The organism is Haladaptatus rarus (genome assembly GCF_054177585.1).
Window position 1 is genome coordinate 187358 of record NZ_JBPEHG010000002.1, and the last position, 20999, is coordinate 208356.

General features: G+C 62.1%; 21 protein-coding genes. 4 read left to right on the plus strand and 17 right to left on the minus strand.

From position 1 onward, the window contains the following. The first annotated feature begins 26 nt into the window (after positions 1–26). Positions 27–332: a DUF7351 domain-containing protein gene (locus ACR3FE_RS06070; protein ID WP_458206190.1), complete on the plus strand. Its 306-nt coding sequence runs from the start codon at positions 27–29 to the stop codon at positions 330–332. Positions 333–381: 49 nt separating this feature from the next. Here ACR3FE_RS06070 and ACR3FE_RS06075 read toward each other — a convergent pair whose 3' ends face one another. From ACR3FE_RS06075 to ACR3FE_RS06150, 16 genes are all read right to left on the minus strand, one after another. Next, positions 382–1134, minus strand: a complete 753-nt coding sequence (locus tag ACR3FE_RS06075) for a CBS domain-containing ParB/RepB/Spo0J family partition protein (RefSeq protein ID WP_458206724.1) — start codon at positions 1132–1134, stop codon at positions 382–384. 144 nt (positions 1135–1278) lie between these two features. Then, positions 1279–2763, minus strand: a complete 1485-nt coding sequence (locus ACR3FE_RS06080; protein WP_458206191.1) for a DHH family phosphoesterase — start codon at positions 2761–2763, stop codon at positions 1279–1281. 402 nt (positions 2764–3165) lie between these two features. Continuing rightward, positions 3166–4653 carry an NADH-quinone oxidoreductase subunit N gene (locus ACR3FE_RS06085; RefSeq protein ID WP_458206192.1) on the minus strand — a complete coding sequence of 496 codons (1488 nt, stop codon included), beginning with the start codon at positions 4651–4653 and terminating at the stop codon, positions 3166–3168. Beyond that, positions 4653–6206, minus strand: a complete 1554-nt coding sequence (locus tag ACR3FE_RS06090; RefSeq protein ID WP_458206193.1) for a complex I subunit 4 family protein — start codon at positions 6204–6206, stop codon at positions 4653–4655. Before ACR3FE_RS06090 ends, ACR3FE_RS06085 begins: the two co-directional genes overlap by 1 nt. After that, positions 6207–8237: an NADH-quinone oxidoreductase subunit L gene (nuoL, locus tag ACR3FE_RS06095; protein WP_458206194.1), complete on the minus strand. Its 2031-nt coding sequence runs from the start codon at positions 8235–8237 to the stop codon at positions 6207–6209. A gap of 1 nt (position 8238) precedes the next feature. Beyond that, positions 8239–8544, minus strand: coding sequence for an NADH-quinone oxidoreductase subunit NuoK (gene nuoK, locus ACR3FE_RS06100; protein ID WP_458206195.1), 306 nt, complete (start codon positions 8542–8544; stop codon positions 8239–8241). After that, positions 8544–8900, minus strand: coding sequence for an NADH-quinone oxidoreductase subunit J family protein (locus ACR3FE_RS06105; protein WP_458206196.1), 357 nt, complete (start codon positions 8898–8900; stop codon positions 8544–8546). The genes nuoK and ACR3FE_RS06105 overlap by 1 nt, the downstream gene beginning before the upstream one ends. Further along, positions 8897–9163 carry an NADH-quinone oxidoreductase subunit J gene (locus ACR3FE_RS06110; RefSeq protein WP_458206725.1) on the minus strand — a complete coding sequence of 89 codons (267 nt, stop codon included), beginning with the start codon at positions 9161–9163 and terminating at the stop codon, positions 8897–8899. The genes ACR3FE_RS06105 and ACR3FE_RS06110 overlap by 4 nt, the downstream gene beginning before the upstream one ends. Before the next feature lie 56 nt (positions 9164–9219). After that, on the minus strand, positions 9220–9681 hold the full coding sequence (locus ACR3FE_RS06115) for a NuoI/complex I 23 kDa subunit family protein (RefSeq protein WP_458206197.1): 462 nt from the start codon (positions 9679–9681) through the stop codon (positions 9220–9222). Further along, on the minus strand, positions 9678–10772 hold the full coding sequence (locus tag ACR3FE_RS06120) for a complex I subunit 1/NuoH family protein (RefSeq protein ID WP_458206198.1): 1095 nt from the start codon (positions 10770–10772) through the stop codon (positions 9678–9680). The genes ACR3FE_RS06115 and ACR3FE_RS06120 overlap by 4 nt, the downstream gene beginning before the upstream one ends. Then, complete coding sequence (locus ACR3FE_RS06125; protein WP_458206199.1) at positions 10769–12427, minus strand: NADH-quinone oxidoreductase subunit D; 1659 nt, start codon at positions 12425–12427, stop codon at positions 10769–10771. The genes ACR3FE_RS06120 and ACR3FE_RS06125 overlap by 4 nt, the downstream gene beginning before the upstream one ends. Continuing rightward, positions 12424–13125, minus strand: a complete 702-nt coding sequence (locus ACR3FE_RS06130) for an NADH-quinone oxidoreductase subunit B (RefSeq protein ID WP_458206200.1) — start codon at positions 13123–13125, stop codon at positions 12424–12426. Before ACR3FE_RS06130 ends, ACR3FE_RS06125 begins: the two co-directional genes overlap by 4 nt. Continuing rightward, positions 13122–13529 carry an NADH-quinone oxidoreductase subunit A gene (locus ACR3FE_RS06135; RefSeq protein ID WP_458206201.1) on the minus strand — a complete coding sequence of 136 codons (408 nt, stop codon included), beginning with the start codon at positions 13527–13529 and terminating at the stop codon, positions 13122–13124. Before ACR3FE_RS06135 ends, ACR3FE_RS06130 begins: the two co-directional genes overlap by 4 nt. Positions 13530–13714: 185 nt before the next feature. Next, on the minus strand, positions 13715–14332 hold the full coding sequence (gene purE / locus ACR3FE_RS06140) for a 5-(carboxyamino)imidazole ribonucleotide mutase (RefSeq protein ID WP_458206202.1): 618 nt from the start codon (positions 14330–14332) through the stop codon (positions 13715–13717). Continuing rightward, a complete protein-coding gene (locus ACR3FE_RS06145; RefSeq protein ID WP_458206203.1) occupies positions 14329–15534 on the minus strand; it encodes a 5-(carboxyamino)imidazole ribonucleotide synthase in 1206 nt (401 codons plus the stop codon). The genes purE and ACR3FE_RS06145 overlap by 4 nt, the downstream gene beginning before the upstream one ends. A 63-nt stretch (positions 15535–15597) precedes the next feature. Continuing rightward, positions 15598–17349 carry a flippase activity-associated protein Agl23 gene (locus tag ACR3FE_RS06150; RefSeq protein ID WP_458206204.1) on the minus strand — a complete coding sequence of 584 codons (1752 nt, stop codon included), beginning with the start codon at positions 17347–17349 and terminating at the stop codon, positions 15598–15600. An 81-nt stretch (positions 17350–17430) separates the two neighbouring features. Between ACR3FE_RS06150 and ribH the strand changes: the two genes are divergently transcribed. Both ribH and ACR3FE_RS06160 read left to right on the plus strand, forming a co-directional pair. Next, entirely contained in the window at positions 17431–17835 is a 405-nt protein-coding gene (ribH, locus tag ACR3FE_RS06155) for a 6,7-dimethyl-8-ribityllumazine synthase (protein ID WP_458206205.1), read from the plus strand. Beyond that, on the plus strand, positions 17832–18974 hold the full coding sequence (locus tag ACR3FE_RS06160; protein WP_458206206.1) for a pyridoxal phosphate-dependent aminotransferase: 1143 nt from the start codon (positions 17832–17834) through the stop codon (positions 18972–18974). Before ribH ends, ACR3FE_RS06160 begins: the two co-directional genes overlap by 4 nt. Before the next feature lie 161 nt (positions 18975–19135). On the opposite strand, the gene ACR3FE_RS06165 is transcribed toward ACR3FE_RS06160, so the two are convergent. Then, positions 19136–20326, minus strand: coding sequence for a threonine synthase (locus tag ACR3FE_RS06165; RefSeq protein WP_458206207.1), 1191 nt, complete (start codon positions 20324–20326; stop codon positions 19136–19138). Positions 20327–20401: 75 nt separating this feature from the next. On the opposite strand from ACR3FE_RS06165, the gene ACR3FE_RS06170 reads away from it, so the two are divergent. Then, positions 20402–20938 carry an NUDIX domain-containing protein gene (locus ACR3FE_RS06170; RefSeq protein WP_458206208.1) on the plus strand — a complete coding sequence of 179 codons (537 nt, stop codon included), beginning with the start codon at positions 20402–20404 and terminating at the stop codon, positions 20936–20938. The last annotated feature ends 61 nt before the right edge of the window (positions 20939–20999 follow it).

Consider the following 20999-nt stretch of genomic DNA (forward strand, 5'->3'; position numbering starts at 1 on the left):
TCCAGAAGCCGCTTTCAGTCTAGTAATTGAAACCACACCGAACCGACGGTGGACAACTGGTCACCGAATTCGACTGTGCGTCGTGTTGGATGCAAATGCACCTCCCGGTTGCGGGCACCGTCATCCGCCATCCGGCGGTCGTATCGTACTTCCACGAGCGTGACGTCGACGTTCGTGACGTTCCCTTCTTCTCGTTCGATTTCGTCCAAAACGACTCACTGACGGAGGTCGTTTCCGAAGACCCATACCGGGTTCGTGTCACCGTCGATCCCGACGACGACGCTCCGACGCTGACGCTCGACGAGGAGATGACCGTCGTGAGCGTAGAATAAGACGGTCGTCGTGGCAGTAGACTAAGACGACCGCCATGAACGTGACTGGCTACTGCAATCGTTTCGTCGTCTCGACCAGTGGATGCCGTGCGTAATCGACCACCTGGATGTCGTCGATGGTTTCCAAACCTTCCTTTCTGGCCGTCTCTGCCATCCCGAGTTCGACCCGGTGGTCGGTGACGATGACGTAGGCGTCCATCTTCTCGATGTCGAGCCTGTCGGCGGCTTTCGCTCTGTGATGTCCATCTGCCAGCAAGAGGGTGTGTCCGTTCTCGATGACGACGAGGGGTTCGGCCAGTCCACGCTCCATCTCGTACACCCGGCCTTCCAGTTCGTCGGCGTACACTTTGCTCTGGGTCGGCACGAGGTCGGCGAGTGGGACTTTGCGACGTTTCTGTGACACCTCGGTATCGTGGATGGACTCCAGGGTTCGCATGAGTTTGCCCACCTTCTCGGGCGTGACGCGCTCGATCTGGCTGCGGATGACGTCCGTGTTACTGATGATGCCGACGAGATTGCCCGCGTCGTCGACGACCGGGAGTTTCTGGATACCAGACCGAAGGATGACTCGCGCCGCGTCGTTCACGTCCATGTCGGGGTGCGCGACGATGAGTTCCTGAGTCATCACCTTGAATATCGGTTCCTTGTCGGTGGCGAGCAGGAGGTCGCGCGCGCTCACGAACCCCTCGACGCGCCGCCCGTCGCACACCGGAAATCCGTTGTGTCCGTCACTCTCTGCGATTCGGCGGGCGACTTCCTCGACACTCGCATCCGGGGAGACGGTCGCCACGTCGCGAGTCATGTAATCTCCGACCTTGGCTTTGATTCCCTCTGTCCCACCATCTGAGAGGGTTCGAACGTTAGGTGACGTGCGGCGACCGTTTTCCTCCTCGGCCTCGTCCATGCAGAGTATCCATGCGCTAGCAGACAAAAAGCTTCCCGACCGTTACTCGTCGCTCTCGGCGAGCTTGATGTCGAACGAGGCGATCCGTTCGCGGCTCCCGCCATACTCGTCGATACCCGGACGAGAACGGACGGTCTCGAAGAAGCGATCGGTGATGATCTCGCCGACGATGGTCGAGAGTGACGCTTCCTCTTCGTCTTCGACCTCGCCGAGCAGACCGAGTGGAATCTGCGCTCCGGCCATATCCGCGTGGCCACCTGCACTGCCGATCTGTCCGAACGCGGCCCGCATCGTCTCGCCGAGATCCACGTCCGTGCCGCGAGCGCGCGCGGACACGTACACGATGCCGTCCATGAACCCGAAGACGAGCGTGACGTTGACCCCATCCATGTTCAGCAGGCGGTCTGCGGCCTGCGCCAGCGCATCACGGTTGGAGAGCGACCCGACACAACTCGCTAACACCGAGCCATCGAGCTCGCGATTTCGTATCGCTCGGGCGATGATATCGAACGTATCGCGGCTGATAGATGGACTCTCGACGCGCTCCAACGTCCCCGTGTTGGCGTGCGGGAGCAAGAATGCCGCCGCTTCGAAGTCCATCTCGGACACCTCGCGGGTGAAGTTCTTCGTATCTACGCGAATGCCGTAGAGTAGCCCAGTTGCGACGTGTTCGTCGAGTTCGATACCGAGGTGTTCGAGGTGGTCGGCGAGCAGGGAACTCGTCGCGCCGACGTCGATCCGGAGGTCGATGAACTCCGCTTCGACGGGGTGGCTCGGCGGATGGTGGTCGATGACCACGTCCACGGGCGTCTCCTCCGGTAGTTGGTCGTTGACGCCCGGACTGGAGTGATCGACGAGCGCGATACCCGCGAACTCCGAGAGGTCGTCTTCGTCTTCCAGATGTCGCAGGTCGAGTTCGAGGAGGTTGACGAACGCGCGATTCTCCTGATGGGAGATGGCCCCGTAGTAGCAGGTCTCGGCTTCGGTACCGACGGCCTCCGCGAGCTCCTCCAGTGCGATCGCACTGGCGATGGCGTCCGGGTCGGGGTTGTCGTGCATGAAGATACCGAGCTTCCCGTCGATGCCGCGGAGCACGCGCTGGAGTTCGTTGGTTCGGAACACCGCGTCGTCGTCGGCCATCGACAGCAGGTGCTCTACGACCGCCTCGCCGGGATCGACCAGTCGGTCGGCGACGGCGGCCAACTCATCGTGTACCGACTCCGAGGGGTACTCACCCGTGTAGGCGACCAGGTAGGCGTTCGGATGCTCTTCGCGGAGTGCCCGTGCCGCCAGCAGGTTTCGTTCCGGGTCGTCCCCGGCAACGAACGCGATATCCACGAACGGGCGGGACGCGATCGTGTCGGGATCGGTGGGATCGCCCCGCGTCGCCGAGATGCCCTCCGTGCGGAGCGTTTCGACTCTGCTCTCGTTCTCGTCCACGACGACGATATTTCCGGGGCGGTCAGCCACCGACTCGACGAGTGCATGCCCGACGGAGCCACAGCCGAGCATGAGCCGCGATACCATTCTACCTCCGCTTGCTGTCCAGAGACCTAAAGCCTGTTGGGAAGACGCCAGCGAACGTAATTTCGTGGAGATTGGTGAATGATACCCGTCGGATTGGACATTCACGAAATCGAGCACCGAACACGGGTCGAGGATGGAGTGGGGTCGAAGCTAAAAATCGGCTGTGGACGGTTCTTTGTACCGATCTCTACTGGATTGTACTGAAATGTAATGAAACATCCAGCACGGCTATCGATAGCGATGGAGGCTGCTCTGTGATTACGGGCGACGAGGTGACTGCCTCGGTCTGTTCCAATCGCTTGTCCATTCCTCGGCCCACAGCGGAATCACTACTCGAAGGTCCAAGTCGGGCTGCGGGAATCGAACACCGAAAAAATCCGTGTGAGATCGAAACGTCCGTTCTCAGGCGAACAGCGTCGTGGCGGCGTTGATCGCGGTGTCGGCCACGGGGCCGAACGCCGGGAGCAGGAGCACCGTTGCGACGGCAGCGACGAGCACTGCGACGTAGAGGCCCGTCGGCGTGCTCCGGATGTTGAACTCGCCCGACGGGTCTTCGATCCACATCGCCTTGACGACGCGGCTGTAGTAGAACAGCGACAGCGCGCTGTTCACGGCACCGACGGCGGCGAGCCACCAGAATCCGGCGCCAACCGCGCCCGCGAACAGGACGTACTTGCTGAAGAAGCCCGCGAACGGCGGGAGTCCAGCGAGGCTGAACATGAACACCGTCATGGCGACACAGGCCATCGGCGCTTTCGTCGCGAGGCCGTTGTAGTCCTCGAACGTCCGACCGAGACCCCAGTGTTCGCCCATAGCGATGAACAGGAATGCGCCCGTGTTCATGAAGCCGTAGACGAGCAGGTGCATCATCGCACCGCCCATGACCCAGTTGTCGTTCCCGCCGGAGAGGGCGGCCAGGCCGATGAGCGCGTAGCCAGCGTGCCCGATCGAGGAGTACGCGAGCATGCGCTTGACCTTGTCCTGGGTCGCTGCGGCGAAGTTGCCGAGCGTCATCGTGACGACGGCGAGTATCTGGAACGCCAGCACCCAGTCCACCGTGCTCGCCACTTCGTTGATCGGGAACGCGGTGACGAACACGCGGAATGCGACGGCGAACCCGGCGGCCTTCGAGGCCGACGAGAGGAACGCCGAGATGGGTGCGGGTGCGCCTTCGTACGCCTCGGGTGCCCAGAAGTGGAACGGCACCGAGGCCGTCTTGAACGCGAAGCCGCCGAGCACCATCAGCACGCCGATGCCGAGGACGCCCGCGAGACCTTCGGTTCCGAGGTTGGACGCGATCTGGCCCAGCTGCAGGTGACCAGTGACGCCGTAGACGAGGCTGATACCGTAGGCGAAGATGGCCGACGAGAGCGCACCGATGAGGAAGTACTTGAGTCCTGCCTCGACGCTCCCGCGGTTCTTCTTCAGGATGGCGACCAGCGCGTAGGACGGGAGGCTCGCCAGTTCGAGACTGACGAACACCGTCGCGAGGCTGTTCGAACTCGCCATCAGCGTCATGCCCGTCGCCGCGAGGACGACCAGCGAGTAGTACTCCGCCTGGTAGTCGTGACCTTTCAAATAGTCGTAGCTGGCGATGCACACCAGCGCGGTGACGCTGGCGAAGATGAGCGCGAAGAACAGGCTCATCGTGTCGACGACCAGCGCACCGTCGTAGAGGTCGATGGGTGTCTCGCCCGTTCCGGAGGCGATGAACCACACCGCGAGACCGCCAGCGACGACTGCGCCGAGTGTCGAGATACCCGCGAGAAGCGGGCGGTTGCTCGTGTCGGGGTCGATGCTGTCCACGACCAACAGCAAGAGTGCCGTCAGTCCGAGGACGATGGCGGGAGCCATCGCGGCCCACGTCGGCCACGTGAACGCTTGTGCCATCAGTGACCACCTCCGCTGATAAGTTCCATCTCACCCACGGCGTCCTGGATCATCCCGTAGAAGATGTCCGGTTGGACACCGAGCAGGATGACGAGCAGGATGAGCACCACGAGGGGTGCCACGTCGTGGAACGCGGCGCGTCCGACCTCGTAGTCCGTTTCGATGTCGAACGGGCCGAAGAGGGTGCGCTGCATGGCGAAGAGCAGGTAGCCCGCGACGATGACGATACCGAACATCGCCGCCGCCGTGAACAGCGCGAGACCGTGGGTTCCCAGCGCGGTGCCAGCGAGCACGGTGGACTGGAACGCGCCGACGAAGATGAAGAACTCCGCCGCGAATCCGGCCATCAGGGGCAGTCCCATGTAGCCGAACGCGCCCGCCACGAACACCGCGACCGTGATGGGCATCTTGTCCGCCAGCCCGGACATGTCCGAGACCATCCGGGTGTGGGTCGTGTTGTAGATGACGCCGACCGCCATGAACATCAGACCCGAGATGAGACCATGTGCGACCATCTGGAACGTCGCGCCACCGACGCCGTACATCGTGAACGCAACGAGTCCGAGGATGACGTACCCCATCGACGACACAGAGGAGTACGCGACGATCCGCTTGAGGTCGGTCTGCGCCAGTGCGAGCATCGCACCGTAGATGACGCTCACGACCGCCACGATGGCGATGAGCAGCGCGAAGTCCTTCGCCACGCCGGGAAGCATGGTGAAGTTGAAGCGCAGGAGTGCGTACGTCCCCATCTTCAGCAGGACCCCTGCCAGCATGATCGACACCGGCGTCGGTGCCTCGACGTGAGCGTCCGGCAGCCACGTGTGGAACGGGACGATGGGTACCTTCACGCCGAATCCAGCGAACATGGCGAAGAACGCGACGACCTTGAGGGTGTTCGCGTCGATCGTGCCGAGTCCGCTGAGTTGGCCGTCGTTCAACGCCTGCGTGATGGCGGGTAAGTCCCACGTGGTCACCGAGTCGCCCAGTCCGAAGACGAGCGCGATGAAGCCGATGAACATCACCAGCGAGGCGACGTTCGTGTACACGAAGAACTTGATCGCCGCGTACTTGCGGCGCGGGCCGCCCCAGACGCCGATGAGGAAGTACATCGGCACCAGCACCATCTCCCAGAAGACGAACCAGACGAAGAAGTCCAGCGCCGAGAAGACGCCGAGGAGGCTCGTCTCCATGAACAACATCAGGCCGTAGAACTGGCTCTGGCGCGTGTCGACCGGCGTCCACGCCGCCAAGATGGCGAGCGGCGTGAGCACCGTCGTCAACACCAGAAGCGGCATGCTGATGCCGTCCAGACCGACGTGCCAGTTCAAGGTGTACGGGCCGAGTGCGACCCATTTGAACGTCTCTTCGAAGGCGAGAGAACCACCTAACAGGGCGTTCCCACTGCCGTCGAAGGCACTGTACATCCAGAGGCTCCCGCCGAGCGGGAGCAGACTCAACACGAACGCCAGCTTTCCTGCGACCTTGTCGGGCGCGAGGAACACTGCGAACGCGCTGAGCAGTGAAATCGCGATGAGTGCTTCGATCATCATCTAGAACCAACCTCCCGTGAAGCCGATGACGAGGAGTAGGACGACGAAGCCGAGCGCCAGCATGAGCGCGTAGTTCGTCACGATGCCGCTCTGGATCCGCTTCATGCGGCTACCGCCGAACAGGCTCACGCTGGAGATGCCGTTGACCACGCCGTCGATGACGCCTTGGTCGAACTTGTCCGCCGCGCGTGCGAGCGGGAGCGTGACGCCGGTTGCGAGCCAGACCTGATACTCGTCCTGGTAGTAGTTGTTGAACAGGAGCGTCTTCGCGCTGCCCAGTTTGTCGGTGTGCTCGACGGGGTCGGGGACGTTGTAGAGCGTCCACGCGAGTCCCGCACCCGCGAGTGCGAGCACAAGCGACACCGCACCGGGGATCAGCGGCGAGATGTGTCCTGGTTCACCGTAGGCGAACTCCTTGACGAGTTCCTCGTAGTGGTGAGCGCCGGTCGCCTCGACCGGGCCGTTGAGCCACCGGTGGAGGAACTCGATGTTCTCCATGTGGAGAAGCTCTGCCACCGGCACCATGTTGACGAGACCGGCGACGGCAGCGAGGATACCGAGCACGACGAGCGGGAACTTGACGTTCCAGCGGACGCCGTGCGGGTTCCGCGCCGTGTCGGTACGGGGTTCGCCGTGGAAGGTCAGGAAGACCATCCGGAAGGTGTAGAATCCGGTGAAGAACACCGCGAGCAGTCCCATCGCGTACGCCGCGAGCAGGATGGGGTTCGACATCCCGTGGACGAGTGCTTCGTAGAGCACCTCGTCTTTCGACCAGAACCCGGCGAACGGGATGATCCCCGCGAGTGCGAGCGATCCGGAGAGGAACGTCCAGTAGGTGACCGGCATCTTCTCCTTGAGACCACCCATCTCCCACATGTTCTCGTTGTGGTGCATGGCGATGATGACCGACCCTGCTCCGAGGAACAGGAGCGCCTTGAAGAAGGCGTGGGTCATCAGGTGGAAGGTCGCCGCGACGTAGCCACCGGCACCCAGTCCGAGCATCATGTAGCCGTACTGGGAGATGGTGGAGTACGCGAGCACCTGTTTGATCTCGCGCTTGACGACGCCCATCGTCGCCGCGACCAGTGCGGTGAAACCGCCGATGAACGCGATGATGGCGAGCACCGTCGGTAGCATGGCGTAGAACCCGTACATCCGTGCGACGAGGTACACACCTGCTGCGACCATCGTCGCCGCGTGGATGAGTGCAGAGACGGGCGTCGGGCCTTCCATCGCGTCCGGCAGCCACGTGTGCAGTGGGAACTGCGCGGATTTGCCGACGACACCGCCGAGCACCAGCAGACCGATAACGGAGAACCACGCCTGCGGCCCGAGACCGAAGAACGTCGTCACGTCATCAGCGCCGCCTTCGCCGAGCGCCTGTTCGGCCATGTGGACGAACGAGTGGTCGCCCGCGAACTGTGCAGTTCCGAAGGTGGCGAACACCGCCACCACGCCGATGAGGAAGAAGTAGTCCCCGAAGCGGGTGACGAGGAACGCCTTCTTCGCGGCGCTCGGTGGGCCGGGGTTGCGGAACCAGAACCCGATGAGAAGGTACGAACACAGCCCGACGAGTTCGAAGAACATGAACGCCATCAGCAGGTTGTCCGAGAAAACGAACGCGAGCATGCTGAAGGTGAACAGGCCGAGACCGGCGTAGTAACGCGGCAGGCCCGTCTCGCCCTCGTCGTTCATGTAGCCCAGGCTGAAGATGTGGACGAGGAACGCGACCAGCGAGACGATGACGAGCATCATCGCCGACAGTGGGTCGAGGAAGATGCCGAAGTGCAGGTCGAACGTTTCCAGTCCACTCACCCACACGAGGTTCTCGTGGTAGAAATTGCCGCCCGACACCGTGAGGAACACCCACAGCGAGAGGACGAGCGAACCACCCGTGGCGACGATGCCCGGCAGTGCGCCGCCCTTCGGAAGCATCTTCCGGGCGAACTCGCCGCCGAACAGTGCGATCAGGAACGATACGAACGGCAGGAGTGCGATCAACGGTGCCAGTTCGAATGCTGTTGCCGCCATTTTACCACCTCATAGTCGTCGCTTGGGTTACGTCCACGTCCTTGAAGTTGCGATACAGCACGAGGATGATACCGATACCCACTGCGACCTCGGCTGCGGCCAGCGCCAGCGTGAAAAGGCTGAACGTCTGGCCGGTCAGGTTGCCATGGAAGTGGGAGAACGCGACGAGGTTGATGTTCGCAGCGTTGAGCATCAGCTCGACGCTGATGAGGAACATCAGTGCGTTCTTTCGGGTGAGGATGCCGAACAAGCCCGTGCAGAACACGGCAGCCGACAGCAGCAGGTAATACTGTACTGATACTGCCATTACTCGTCGTCACCTCCCGATTCACGTCCGCCATCCGTGCGGAGTGCGGACGTGAGATTCTCCCCTTCGCGGCGGGCGAGCATCACCGCACCCACCAGCGCCGCGACGAGGACGAGATCGATGATCTCGAATGCGATGAGGAACCCTTCGCTCTGGACGATACTATCGCCGCCCACACCGAAGATGTTGAACATCGCGTAGCCGATGCTCGCCGTGATGTTGGCTCCGTTCGGGAAGCCTGCCGCGTCTTGGAACGACGCGCCGAGGAACACCACAGCGAGGACACCGAACAGCATCACCGCGACGACACCGGGAAGCATCGTCGACGGGTCGCGCATCCGTGGCCGCGAACTCATGCGTTGGTCACCTCCTCTGTACTTGCTTGACGTGTGAGCATGACGGCGAACGTTATGAGGATGAGAACCCCGCCCACGTAGACGAGGATCTGCATCGCCGCAACGAACTCCGCCTGCAGCATGACGTAGTGGACCGCGAAGCTCAGCAACGAAACGCCGAGCAACAGCGCGGCATGCCACACGTCCCGCACCAGGACAGCGCCCAGACTACTCGCTACCGTGATGGCGGCGAACAGCCCGAACGCGATCATCTCGTATGCCATTTCAGTCACCTATTGGTTTGCAGAAACGCCCTTTTAACATTTCGAGACGGGCGTGTTTACTGATAATCGACTGCTCCCTCGCCCTCTCCGATCCACGCACCACGGTCTGGTTCGCGGGACTGGAGTGGGTCGATGTCTTTGTACCAGGGGACGTTCTTCAACTGTTCTTTGTTGTAGACCAGATCGTCTTTCGTGTCACCCGTGAACTCGAAGTTCTGGGTGAGCAAGATCGCGTCGACGGGGCAGACTTCCTCGCAGAGTCGGCAGTAGATACACTGGCCGACGTGGAGGTTGTACTGCTCGCCGTTGCGCTGGTCGTCCTGCACGATCTGGATCGTGTCGTTCGGGCAGACGTTCTCGCACTGCCGACACCAGATACAGCGCTCCTGGCTGAACTTGTGGATGCCACGGAAGCGTGGACTCACTTCGGGTGCTACGTCCGGGTACTCGACCGTGAACGTCGAGCCGTCCAGTGCGTGTTTCATCGTCGTTGCCATCGATTTGAGTAATCCGATCATAGCATCACCCCCACGATAACGGCCGTGAGAACCAGGTTCGCGAACGAGAGCACGAGCATGCCCTTCCAGCCGATCTCGATGAGTTGGTCGATCCGAACGCGCGGAATCGCCGACCGTGCCCACTGCGTGAACAGGAACACGGCCCAGATCTTGACGGTGAACCAGATGAAGCCGAACGAACCCGACGCCGGGCCGTCCGGGCCACCGAGGAAGACCGTGGCGATGATCGCACCACCGAGGAAGATGTGCAGGAACTCACCGAGGTAGAACAGCACGAAGTACACGCTGGAGTACTCGGTCTGATACCCTGCGACGATCTCCGTCGGCGCTTCCGGAATGTCGAACGGGTTCCGTCCGACTTCTGCGAGGTTCGCTGCCATGAACAGCACGAACGCGAACGGGTTGACGAACGCGTACCACGCAGGGATGCTGAATCCGGCGATGGAGAGCAGCGTCTCCTGCTGTGCTGCAACTATCTGGCTCGTCTGGAGCGTGCCCGCGAAGATGACGACGGACGCCGCCGTCACGACGAGCGGAATCTCGTAGGCGATGTTCTGTGCCACCGCGCGGAGCGCACCGAGAAGCGAGTACTTGTTGCTCGATGCGTAGCCACCCATCGTCACTCCGAGCGTCGCGATGGACGCGACGGCGAACACGTAGGCGAGTCCCGTCTCGGGGTCAGAAAGCTGCAGGTTGATACCGAACAGCGATCCCATCGGGATGACTGCGAACCCGAGCAGTGCCGACCCCGCCATGATGATCGGGGCTAGGTCGTAGGCAGGTCGGTCTGCGCCTTCGGGGATGATGAGCTCTTTCGACAGCAGCCGCACTGCGTCGGCGATGATGATGAGCAGGCCGAACGGGCCGACTCGGTTGACCGCGATACGGTCGGTGAACGCCGCCGTGATCTTCCGCTTCGCCCACGGACCGGCGAACGCCGTCATCGTCAGCATGATGGTGCCGACGATGGCTGCGGCGAGGAACGCCGACAGCAGTTCCTGCCACGCGGCAGGCGAGTTGCCGAACAGCGCACGAGCGATCTCTTCTGGAAGGAGAACCGGGCTTTTACCCTGTAATGGGACGAAATTCATCGGTCCACCTCCCCGAGGATCACGTCGAGACTACCGAGCGTAGCGACGAGGTCGGGGATGTACTCCCCTTCGGACATCTCTTGCAGCGCGGAGAGATTACAGAAACACGGACTGCGGATCTTGAACCGACCCGGCTTGTCCGTTCCGTCCGAGCGGATGTAGATGCCGAGTTCACCTTTCGCACCTTCGACGGCGCGGTAGGTTTCGGTGTCCGCGTCCGGCTTGAGCGTCCGGGGAACGTTCGACTGGATCTCGCGCTCGTCTTCCGGCCAGTCTTCGAGCAGGTCGACACACTGGTCGATGATCTTCGCCGACTCCTCGACTTCGCGCATCCGAACGAGCAGTCGCGCGTAGTTGTCACAGCCGTCTTCGGTGACGACGTCCCAGTCGAGCTGGTCGTAGTAACCGTAGGGGTCGTCACGGCGCAGGTCGTAGTCGATGCCTGAAGCGCGTGCGACCGGGCCGGTCACACCGTACTGCTTGGCGACGTCGGGTTCGAGGACACCCGTGTCGATGGTGCGGATCTGGAAGATCTCGTTGCCTGTGATGAGGTCGTGGTACTCGTCGAGCACCTCCGGCAGGCCGTCGAGGAAGTCTCGAACCTTCTCGAAGAACTCCTCGCGCGGTTCGGGGATGTCCCAGACGACACCGCCGAGCCGAAAGTAGTTGAACATCATCCGCTGACCGGTCAGATCCTCCAGGATGTTCTGGACGATCTCCCGGTCGCGCATCGCGTACATGAAGATGGCCGTGAAGTCGCCGTAGATGTCGAGACAGAACGTCCCGAGCGCCAGCATGTGCGACGCGATGCGACACAGCTCTGCGCCCATCGTCCGGATGATCTGTGCGTACTCCGGAACGTCGAGGTCGTTCAAGTCTTCGGCCACGCGCGCGTAGGCCCATTCGTTGAGCAGGCCCGCCGACGCGTAGTCCCAGCGGTCGGGGTACGGCATGATCTGGTGGCGGTAGGTGCCGTTCTGAGCCATCTGCTCCTCACAGCGGTGGAGGTAGCCGATGTCCGGGTCGACGTCGGCCACCTGTTCACCGTCGAGTACCGTCTTGAGGTGAAGCACCCCGTGCGTTGCGGGGTGGTGTGGCCCGATGTTGAGGAACATCGTATCCGCATCGTCGCCGGGGTGACTTTCCTCGATCGGGTTCTTGTGCTCGTTGAACGAGACGATCTGTGGTCGATCCTGGTCGTAGTTCAGCGACAGCGGATGACCCTGCCACGTCTCGGGGAGCAGGATACGTCGAAGGTCGGGGTGACCTTCGTAGTCGATGCCAACGAGGTCGTAGGCCTCGCGTTCGTGCCAATCTGCAGTGCGGTAGACTGGTTCCGCCGACTGACTCTTTGGCGCGTCTCGGGGAGTCGGCACGACGACGCTCGCTTCCTGTGTCGGGTCGTCGTACTTCTTCAGATGGTAGATGCTCTCGTAGCGGTCTTCGTAGTCCTGTGCCGTGAGCATCGAGAGGTGGTCGAATCCGGCCTCGTCGCGCAGGATCGTCAGCGCGTCCTCTACTTCGTCCGGACGGATGACGAATCCCGGTGCGTTCAGGTGTTCTTCCCGACCGATGAGGTGGTCGCCGAGCAGGTCGGCGAGTTCGTCGCCATCTCGCTGCTCGACGCTGGTCGGTAGCTCTTCTTGCGAACTCATGGTGAATCAGCCCAGTTGTAACGCATGACGAGCGAATCCTCGTCGATCTGATCTGCGAGCGTCTCGACCAGTTCGTCGCGTTCCAAGTCACCGAACTGTTCCAGTTCGTACGGTTTGACCGTCACCGGACTGCTCTCGCCGTTGGCGATGCGCTCTTGCAGTTTCACGACGCCGTAGACGAGTGCCTCGGGGCGCGGCGGGCAACCGGGGACGTGGATGTCCACCGGGATGACCTCTTCTGCACCCTTGATGACGTTGTATCCTTCCTGGAACGGGCCGCCACTGATGGCACACGATCCCATGTTCACGACGAACTTGGGTTCGGGCATCTGGTCGTAGACGCGCTTCATGCGCGGCGCGAACTTCGAGACGATCGTCCCGGGGACGATCATCACGTCGGCCTGTCGCGGCGAGGCGCGTGGCACACCGGAACCGAAGCGGTCTAAGTCGTGTTTGACCGCGTAGGTGTGCATCATCTCGATGCTACAGCAGGCGATACCGAACTGCAGCATGAACATCGACGACCCCCGCACCCAGTTCATGAACTTGTCGAATTTCGTGAGGATGAACGGCGATGCGCCGAACGCTTCCCGCAGTTTCGAGTTGAAGCGACTGTCGACGCCCTCCATTCGAGCCTCACGGGTCTTCGTCTGCGGGGCTGTACTACCTTGAATAAATTCCCGTGGTTCGTTGCTCATTGTTCAACACTCCGTTGCGTTCCGCGGGGGCTGCGAACCCACCGCACCGCACCGTTACGCCAAGCCCACGCGAGGCCGACGACGAGTACACCGATGAAAACCAACATTGGGACGAGTATCGTCACCAGACTGACGCCACTTTCGATGGCGTTTCGATAGATGACGGTCCAGGGGAAGATGAGAACCGTCTCGATGTCGAAGACGACGAACAGCAGCGCAACCATGTAGTACTGGATGTTGAAGCGAATGCGCGTCGTCCCGGTTGGAATTTCACCGCTCTCGTAGGTGGCGGATTTGCCTTGTTCTGGCACGGTTGGTCTGAGAAGGCTTGAAACCATCATCATACTCAACGGGATGACAAGCCCCACCAGCGCCAACGCGCCAATAGCTACCCATGGATTCATACCGGTATTCTCCTAGCAGGCGGTCTTTTGTGAGCGCACCCCTATAAGCGTTGATTCTTGCGATTTAGCCCGGAGAGACCCTTCTCCAGGCGTCTCGTGGCAACTGACGCTTTCTTTTCCGTAACATCACGTTTCCTGTGATGATCGAACGACCACCGGAACAGAGTAGGCAGAAGAGTGATAGCTTACGTTCGGTCTCTGAATGCCGGTGTTCCATCCTCGTGCAGACGGCGCGACACTTCGCCGACACTTTCCTGAAGTGCTTCGTGATACGTGACCAGTCGTTTCCGAAGTTCGTCGTGTTCGCGCGCAAGTATCTGTACTGCGGAGAGTGCGGCGTTGAAGGACTTGCCAGCATCGACGGCGACGATGGGTGCTCCGGTCGGCATTCCGATGACCGACGAGACGGACTTCTCCTGCACCGGCACGCCGATGATGGGGAGTGGATACGCGAGCGAGGCAGTCATGTTCGGGAGGTCGGCTGACTTCCCGCCCGCCCCGGCGATGATGACGTCGAGTCCCCGCGCTTCCGCCGTCTTCGCGTAGGCGTACATCAGTTCGGGCGTCCTGTGGGCCGAGACGACGTAGGTCTCGAAGGTGAACCGTCCCTCCGGCGGGTCGTCGTAGTCGGTCACTTCCTCGAAACCGAGTTCGGTGAGCGCGTCGTGGGCCCCCGACATCACGTCGAGGTCGGAGTCACTTCCCATGACGATGCCCACGTCGGGGGTCTCCTCCGGCGTTCGATCGCGTTCTGCTTCGGCTTCGAACTGTTCGATGAGCGTCGTTACTTCGTCTGTGGTCATTGGAACGTGAGTGTGTCTGTGAGCGAACGCGCTTCGGCCAGCAGGTCGCTGGTGGACGATTCATCGGTGGTTGTGTCTCCGGTGGACGATTCGTCGGCAGTCGAGCCACTGGCGGGGCAATCACCAACGAGTGTGACGTGACCCATCTTCCGAAGAGGGCGCACCTCGCGCTTGCCGTACCAGTGGAACGACGCGCCGTGGGTGGCGAGAACGGCTTCGAGTCCGGAACAGTCGGCTGGTTGGGCCTCCGAAACGTCGCCGAGAACGTTCGACATCACGACGGAACTTCGGAGGTCGGTCGCACCGAGCGGATAGCCGAGGACGCCCCGAACGTGCTGTTCGAACTGCGAGGTGAGTGCGCCTTCGATGGTGTAGTGTCCCGAGTTGTGGGGCCGCGGCGCGATCTCGTTGACGGAGATCGTCCCATCCTCGTGCTCGAATAACTCGACGCCGTACACACCGCGCCCGGACAGCACCGAGACGACGTCCCGCGCGACCGTCTCCGCACGTTCGTGCACTCGCTTGGGTGCGCGTGCAGGAACGATCGTCTCGCGGAGGATCTCATCTTCGTGGACGTTTTCGCCGACCGGGAACGTCGCAACCTCGTCGGCTCCCTTGACCGCGATGACCGAGAGTTCGCGCTCGAACGGGACGAACTCCTCGACCATCAGGTCGCCGGACATCTCGGCGAGCACGTCGTCGACGTCGACAGGCGATTCGACGGGGAGGTTCCCCCTGCCATCGTAGCCGCCGCGACGAGCTTTCACCATCATCGGATAGCCGAACTCCTCACCGGCTTCGAGCAGGTCGTCGCGATCGTCGACGGCGCGGAAATCGGGCACCGGGATGCCTTTCTCTCGTAGCGTTCGCTTCTGGACGAGTTTGTCCTGTATCATCCGGAGCGTGTCGGGGTCGGGGTGAACCGGCACGTCGTGCTCCTCGCCGACCGATTCGAGCAGGTCGGGGTCGGCGAGTTCGATCTCGAACGTCAGTGCATCCACTCGGGATGCGAGCTCTCGGATCGCCTCCGGGTCGTCGAAGTCGCCGACTATCTGATCGCGGACGACCGGCGATGCCGGGCAATCCGACGTCGGGTCGACGACGACCAGTTCGACGCCGAGCGGAGCGGCCGCCTCGGCGAGCATCCGACCGAGTTGTCCGCCACCGACGACACCGAGCGTAGGCGGTGAAGCCGTAACCATGTAGCCAGCGGTTATCGCTGTGGGTGCATAAGATTTGCCAACTTCAGCGAAGAATATGCACGTTTATGCAGCTGAATCGGCCTTCTGGAGTGCGCTCTTCTTGATGTAGATCGTCGTCTCGCTCCCCCAGAGCGTGAGTTCGTGGTCGTAGACGACGTACTCGTCGAGATGTGGCTCGACCTCGGATTTCTTCTTGGTTCGGGTGATGACGACCGGCGGTTGTCGTTCGCCGACCGTTTCACTTTTCAGCGTGCTATCGACGTTCGCGTCGGCCATCTCGGTGTACCACGGCAGCGGAAGGCGGTTGTACCACCCACTCGCGGCGGGCCAGCGGTCGTTGTCGCCTTCGTTCGGGACGAAGAAGATGTAATCGCTCTGCTCGTTGATGAATCCGTAGTAGAGTACGTCCGTTCCGTCCTCGTTTGCCCGCGACACCTCCTGCACCTTCATCAGCGTCGGTTTGATCCCGTCGGCTGGTTGGCCCCACTGGACGATCTCGTTGTCCTGCTCTTCACCGAACAGTGTGGTGACATCCGAATCCTGTGGATGGAGATAGACGACCGAAACCGCCGGAAACGCGACCTGCGCGACGACGAGGAAGGCGATGAAGACGGCGACGGCGGTTCCCGACGTGTCGTCGTCCTCGTACGCTTCTCGGCCCCAGCGGTAGAGGAGTCCGGCACCCACCGCAGCCGGGATGGCGAGCGGTGCGACCGCGTGAACCGTCGCCCACGGCGCTTTGATGTCGGTCACGAGCGGGTAGCCGAGGATGCTGACCGCACCCCAGTAGAAGGCGAAGGAGACGAGGTCGCGCGGTCGGTCGTCCACGTACCGTGCCGCAACGAACCCGACGACCGCGAGGACGAGCAGTGGTAGGGCACCCTGCTGGAGAACGCCCACGAAGTGCTCGAAGTACGGGAGATACGAGTGGCCCTGACTCTTCGCCCACTGCCCGGCGAACTCGTTCCACGAACCGACCGTCGCTTCCATCACTACCGCACCGAACATCGTCGGGTTTCCGAACGCTTTCCAGAGACCTGCTCCTTCGACCCCACGTGCCCGCGGTGCGTAGAAGTAGACGATGATAGCGAAGAACTCGACGAGCGCGAGCCCGAGGTGCGGTGCGAACCGCGACAGCCACCGCCCCGACTGGATCGCCTGCTCGGCGAGCAACCCCGTCCATCCTCTGTCCTCGTTACGTGCGAGGAACAGGCGGTGGTCGAGCAACAGCACCGCCGCACCGAGCCACGAGAGAACGTAGAGCAGGACGTTCTCCTTGGTCGTGAACCCGAGTGCGAGGGCGGCGGTTCCGGCGTAGAGATAGCCTACTTTTCCTGTCGCGTGCATACGAAGGAAGAAGCCGAGCGCGAACAGCATGAACGCCGCGAGCAACGCGTCGTTTCGCATGACCCGCGAATAGTAGAGCAAGATGGGATTCGCGGCGAAGAACAATCCCAACGCTATCATCTCCGAATCACGGAGATGGTCGCGGTAGAGCCACGCGGCCATCGGGAGCAGGCCGGTGACGACCGCGACCGGCAGCCGAGCTACGAAATCGCTCGCGCCGAACAACTGGAAGAGGATGCTGTTCACTTGCGGGAAGAACGGTCCGTGGATGATCGCGTGGTACTCCCAGATACCAGTCTCCTGGTAGCGGAGGATCCAATACCCGACGCGAGCCTCGTCCCAGTGGGCGAACCGATTACCGAGACGAAAAAGACGGAGCGCCAGCGCCAGTGCCGTAACCGCGAGAACGCCAGCGAGACATCGATTTCTCGTCACCCATCCGGTCGATGGGCGGTCGCCTGATTTCATTGTTTTCTCTCAAGACGGAGAGGGGATACAAGCGTTGCGGAGAGCGGTAGTTCTTTTAATCGGGGTGGCTTCCCGCCACACATGGTAAGGCTCGGACTCGTCGTTGCGGAGTTCAACGCGCCAGTAACGGAACAGATGGAGGCGTCAGCACACGAAGCAGTCGAAGAACGAGATGTCGAGATCGCGGAGACGATCCACGTCCCAGGAGCGTACGACACGCCACTCGCCGCCGACAGACTCGCCCGACAGGACGACATCGACGCCGTCGCGGTGCTCGGAGCGATCATCACCGGTGACACCGACCACGACCAGGTTATCGCTACCGCTGCGACCCAGAAACTGACCGACGTGAGTCTCGACCGTGATAAACCCGTCACGCTCGGGATCATCGGCCCAGGGATGTCGGCGGCAGAGGCCCACGAACGCACCGACGCTGGCGCACGAACCGTCGAGGGTGCGATCGACCTCGTGGAGGAACTCCGATGAACTTCTCCGACCGAATCCAGCGCGTCGAACCGAGTGCGACGCTCGCCATCAGCAGTCTCGCCTCGCAACTCGAAGCCGACGGCGTGGACGTCATCGATCTGAGCGTTGGCGAACCCGACTTCGCCACACCCGATACCGTCGTCGATGCGTGTGAACAGGCGATGGAAGCCGGTCACACGGGTTATCCGCCGTCGAAAGGCGTCCCGGAACTCCGTGAAGCCATCGCCGAGAAACTCCAGGGGGACGGTCTGGACTACGGCGCGGACAATGTCATCGTTACGCCCGGCGCGAAGCAGGCGCTCTACGAGACGGTACAGACGGTCGTCGATGAAGACGACGAAGTCGTCCTCCTCGACCCGGCGTGGGTCTCCTACGAGGCGATGGTGAAACTCGCAGGCGGTGACCTGACGCGCGTCGATCTCGCGCCCCACGACTTCAAACTCGAACCGGCGCTCGCCGATCTCGGTGACGCCGTCTCCGACGATACCGAACTGATCATCGTCAACTCTCCGTCGAACCCGACCGGCGCAGTCTACTCCGATACCGCACTCGAAGGTGTCCGCGACCTCGCAGTCGAACACGACGTGACCGTCATCAGCGACGAGATATACGAGCAGATCACCTACGGCATGGAGTTCACCAGTCTTGCCACGCTCGACGGGATGTTCGAGCGCACGATCACGATAAACGGCTTCTCGAAGGCCTACTCAATGACCGGTTGGCGGCTCGGCTATCTGGCCGCCCCCGAGGAACTCGTCTCACAGGCGGCGAAACTTCACTCTCACTCCGTCTCCTCGGCGACGAACTTCGTCCAGCGCGCTGGCGTCGAAGCACTCCAAAACACCGAGCACGAAGTCAGCGAGATGGTGGAAGCGTTCCACGAGCGCCGAGACCGCCTCGTTGCCCTGTTGAGTCAGCACGACGTGGACGTTCGAACGCCCGACGGTGCGTTCTATCTGATGCTACCCGTAGCTGACGACGACCAGCAGTGGTGTGAAGACGTGCTCGAAGAGGCCCACGTCGCCACGGTGCCGGGAAGCGCGTTCGGCGCACCGGGCTACGCGCGAATCTCGTACGCGGCGGATATCGACCGCATCGAGGAGGCCATCGAGCGACTGGTCGAGAAGGACTTCCTCTAGTCAACCGACCACCTCTTTTCTTCTCTTTCATCGAGATTCTACTCGGAAGCCGTGACAGTTTTCCTTTCGTGTCTGCGCGTGTCCGCTTGCAGTGAACCATCTGGGTCGCTTTGGTTCCGGCTTTCGATAAAAAACTACGGGTGAAACGGTAGCGGTTCGAGTCAGATTCCCTTACTCATCAGGTGACTGCGGAGCACGTCGTCGTCTTTGTTGCCCGCGCCCGTGTTGAGCAGGACGATCGTATCGTCTTCGTCGAACTCGCCCAGCGCGGCGAGTTCCCATGCACCGCTCGCGGCGGCGGCGCAGGTCGCCCCCATCTCCAGTCCTTCTTGCTGTGCGACTGCGACCGCAGAATCGAGTATCTCAGCGTCGCTGGTCGCTACTGCGCCGCCGTCGCTCTCGCGGATTGCGTCTAAGATGAGCGGACTCGCGCCGGGGTCGGGAATCTCGATACCGCCGCAGATGGTGTCAGGGGTCTCCCATGCTTCGTGTACCGCTTTGCCCTCGTCCCACGCTTTCACGATGGGCGCACATCCGGTAGCCTGGGCGGCGTACATCGCCGGAAGGTCGTCGGTCAGGCCCAGGTCGCGGAACTCCTTTGCGGCCTTGTGCATGCCGACCAGTCCGACACCGCCACCCGTGGGGTAGACCACGGCGTCGGGGATCTCCCAGTCCATCTGTTCGGCGACCTCGTAGAACATCGTCTTCTTTCCTTCGTGACGGTAGGGCGTGACGAACGTCTGGACGGAGTACCAGTCCTCGTCTTCCATGGCGTCCGCGTAGGCGGTTCCCGCGTCGCCGATCCGCCCTTCGACGACGGTCAGGTCGCCGCCGTGGACGTTCACCATCGCCTTGTTCGTGAACCCGGAGCGCGTCGGGAGGAAGACGTGCGAGTCGAGTCCGGCACGGGCGGCGTAGGCCGAGGCCGCCTGCCCGGCGTTTCCGGCGGAGGCGAGCGCCACGTCACTCGCGCCGTGCTGGGTCGCCGCCGTCACCGCCATCGTCTGCCCGCGGTCTTTGAACGTCCCGGTCGGGTTACGCCCTTCGTCTTTGAGCAGTACGCGCCCGACACCCATCTCCTCGGCGAGGTTCGGACACTCGACCAGGGGTGTCGCACCCTCGTCCATCGTCACCGCCGAGTCGTGCGAGAAGGGAAGCAGTTCTTCGTACTTCCACATCGTCTCGAACGGTCGGGATTCGAGGTCGCTCTGCGAGAGGCTGATCTCGTCGTACTCGTAGTCCGGGTCGAGGATGCCGCCGCAGTCGGGACAGCGATGCGTCCCCACGTCCGCGTCGAACGTCTCGTCGCAATCAACGCACGTCAGGCCGATGAAAGCGTCCGTCGTCTCCATAGCCGGACTTTCGCGGGCGGGCACTAAGCCCTGTTCATCCCCCGTCTTTTTACCCCTGTACCATAGTTGTCAGGTATGGAACCGGCGGCAGTCCGGTCGGAACTCGCGGAGCGTGCAGACACCCTTCGCGCTTCGCTGACGGAACGATGGGGCGAGGTTCCCCACCGCGAGCGCGACCCGATCCGGGTGTCGGAACACGATTTTCCAGCCACGCCGGACGACATCTTCCCGTGGGTCGCGGTCTGTTTCGTCGTGGACGACGGGCGAATCCTGCTGATACGGGATTCGGGGCACTCGTTCGCGTGGGAACCAGCAGGCGGAAAAGGAGAACGGGGAGAACGACCCGCCGAGACTGCCGAACGCGAGACGCGAGAGGAGACGGAAATCGACTGCGAGGTGACCGACCTGCTGTTCACCGAGACGCTTCGATTCGACTACGGAAACTCGATTCTTGTGCCGGTGTTGCAGGCTGGCTTCGTCGCCCGGCGCGTGGGCGGTCGTGTGCGCGCAGGCGAAGAAAAAATAGAGGTAGCGGAGTGGTTTTCCCTGGACGAACTCCCCAGGGCGACGCAGTTCCGTGACGAGATTCGGTCACTGCTGGTGGAGCGGTAGTTCGCAAACCGACTGTCGCCACCTTCTCGGTCAATCGACTGCTCGCCGAGTTCGCTGTCCA

What these genes read in the sequence shown, in the direction of transcription:
- ribH (WP_458206205.1), top strand. Translation starts at nt 17,431, where the DNA reads ATGGTAAGGCTCGGACTCGTCGTTGCGGAGTTCAACGCGCCAGTAACG.
- ACR3FE_RS06085 (WP_458206192.1), bottom strand. Translation starts at nt 4,653, where the DNA reads ATGGCACAAGCGTTCACGTGGCCGACGTGGGCCGCGATGGCTCCCGCC.
- ACR3FE_RS06165 (WP_458206207.1), bottom strand. Translation starts at nt 20,326, where the DNA reads ATGGAGACGACGGACGCTTTCATCGGCCTGACGTGCGTTGATTGCGAC.
- ACR3FE_RS06160 (WP_458206206.1), top strand. Translation starts at nt 17,832, where the DNA reads ATGAACTTCTCCGACCGAATCCAGCGCGTCGAACCGAGTGCGACGCTC.
- ACR3FE_RS06135 (WP_458206201.1), bottom strand. Translation starts at nt 13,529, where the DNA reads ATGAATCCATGGGTAGCTATTGGCGCGTTGGCGCTGGTGGGGCTTGTC.
- nuoL (WP_458206194.1), bottom strand. Translation starts at nt 8,237, where the DNA reads ATGGCGGCAACAGCATTCGAACTGGCACCGTTGATCGCACTCCTGCCG.
- ACR3FE_RS06105 (WP_458206196.1), bottom strand. Translation starts at nt 8,900, where the DNA reads ATGAGTTCGCGGCCACGGATGCGCGACCCGTCGACGATGCTTCCCGGT.
- ACR3FE_RS06075 (WP_458206724.1), bottom strand. Translation starts at nt 1,134, where the DNA reads ATGACTCGCGACGTGGCGACCGTCTCCCCGGATGCGAGTGTCGAGGAA.
- purE (WP_458206202.1), bottom strand. Translation starts at nt 14,332, where the DNA reads ATGACCACAGACGAAGTAACGACGCTCATCGAACAGTTCGAAGCCGAA.
- ACR3FE_RS06115 (WP_458206197.1), bottom strand. Translation starts at nt 9,681, where the DNA reads ATGATCGGATTACTCAAATCGATGGCAACGACGATGAAACACGCACTG.
- ACR3FE_RS06090 (WP_458206193.1), bottom strand. Translation starts at nt 6,206, where the DNA reads ATGATGATCGAAGCACTCATCGCGATTTCACTGCTCAGCGCGTTCGCA.
- ACR3FE_RS06170 (WP_458206208.1), top strand. Translation starts at nt 20,402, where the DNA reads ATGGAACCGGCGGCAGTCCGGTCGGAACTCGCGGAGCGTGCAGACACC.
- ACR3FE_RS06150 (WP_458206204.1), bottom strand. Translation starts at nt 17,349, where the DNA reads ATGAAATCAGGCGACCGCCCATCGACCGGATGGGTGACGAGAAATCGA.
- ACR3FE_RS06125 (WP_458206199.1), bottom strand. Translation starts at nt 12,427, where the DNA reads ATGAGTTCGCAAGAAGAGCTACCGACCAGCGTCGAGCAGCGAGATGGC.
- ACR3FE_RS06110 (WP_458206725.1), bottom strand. Translation starts at nt 9,163, where the DNA reads ATGGCATACGAGATGATCGCGTTCGGGCTGTTCGCCGCCATCACGGTA.
- ACR3FE_RS06145 (WP_458206203.1), bottom strand. Translation starts at nt 15,534, where the DNA reads ATGGTTACGGCTTCACCGCCTACGCTCGGTGTCGTCGGTGGCGGACAA.
- ACR3FE_RS06130 (WP_458206200.1), bottom strand. Translation starts at nt 13,125, where the DNA reads ATGAGCAACGAACCACGGGAATTTATTCAAGGTAGTACAGCCCCGCAG.
- ACR3FE_RS06120 (WP_458206198.1), bottom strand. Translation starts at nt 10,772, where the DNA reads ATGAATTTCGTCCCATTACAGGGTAAAAGCCCGGTTCTCCTTCCAGAA.
- nuoK (WP_458206195.1), bottom strand. Translation starts at nt 8,544, where the DNA reads ATGGCAGTATCAGTACAGTATTACCTGCTGCTGTCGGCTGCCGTGTTC.
- ACR3FE_RS06080 (WP_458206191.1), bottom strand. Translation starts at nt 2,763, where the DNA reads ATGGTATCGCGGCTCATGCTCGGCTGTGGCTCCGTCGGGCATGCACTC.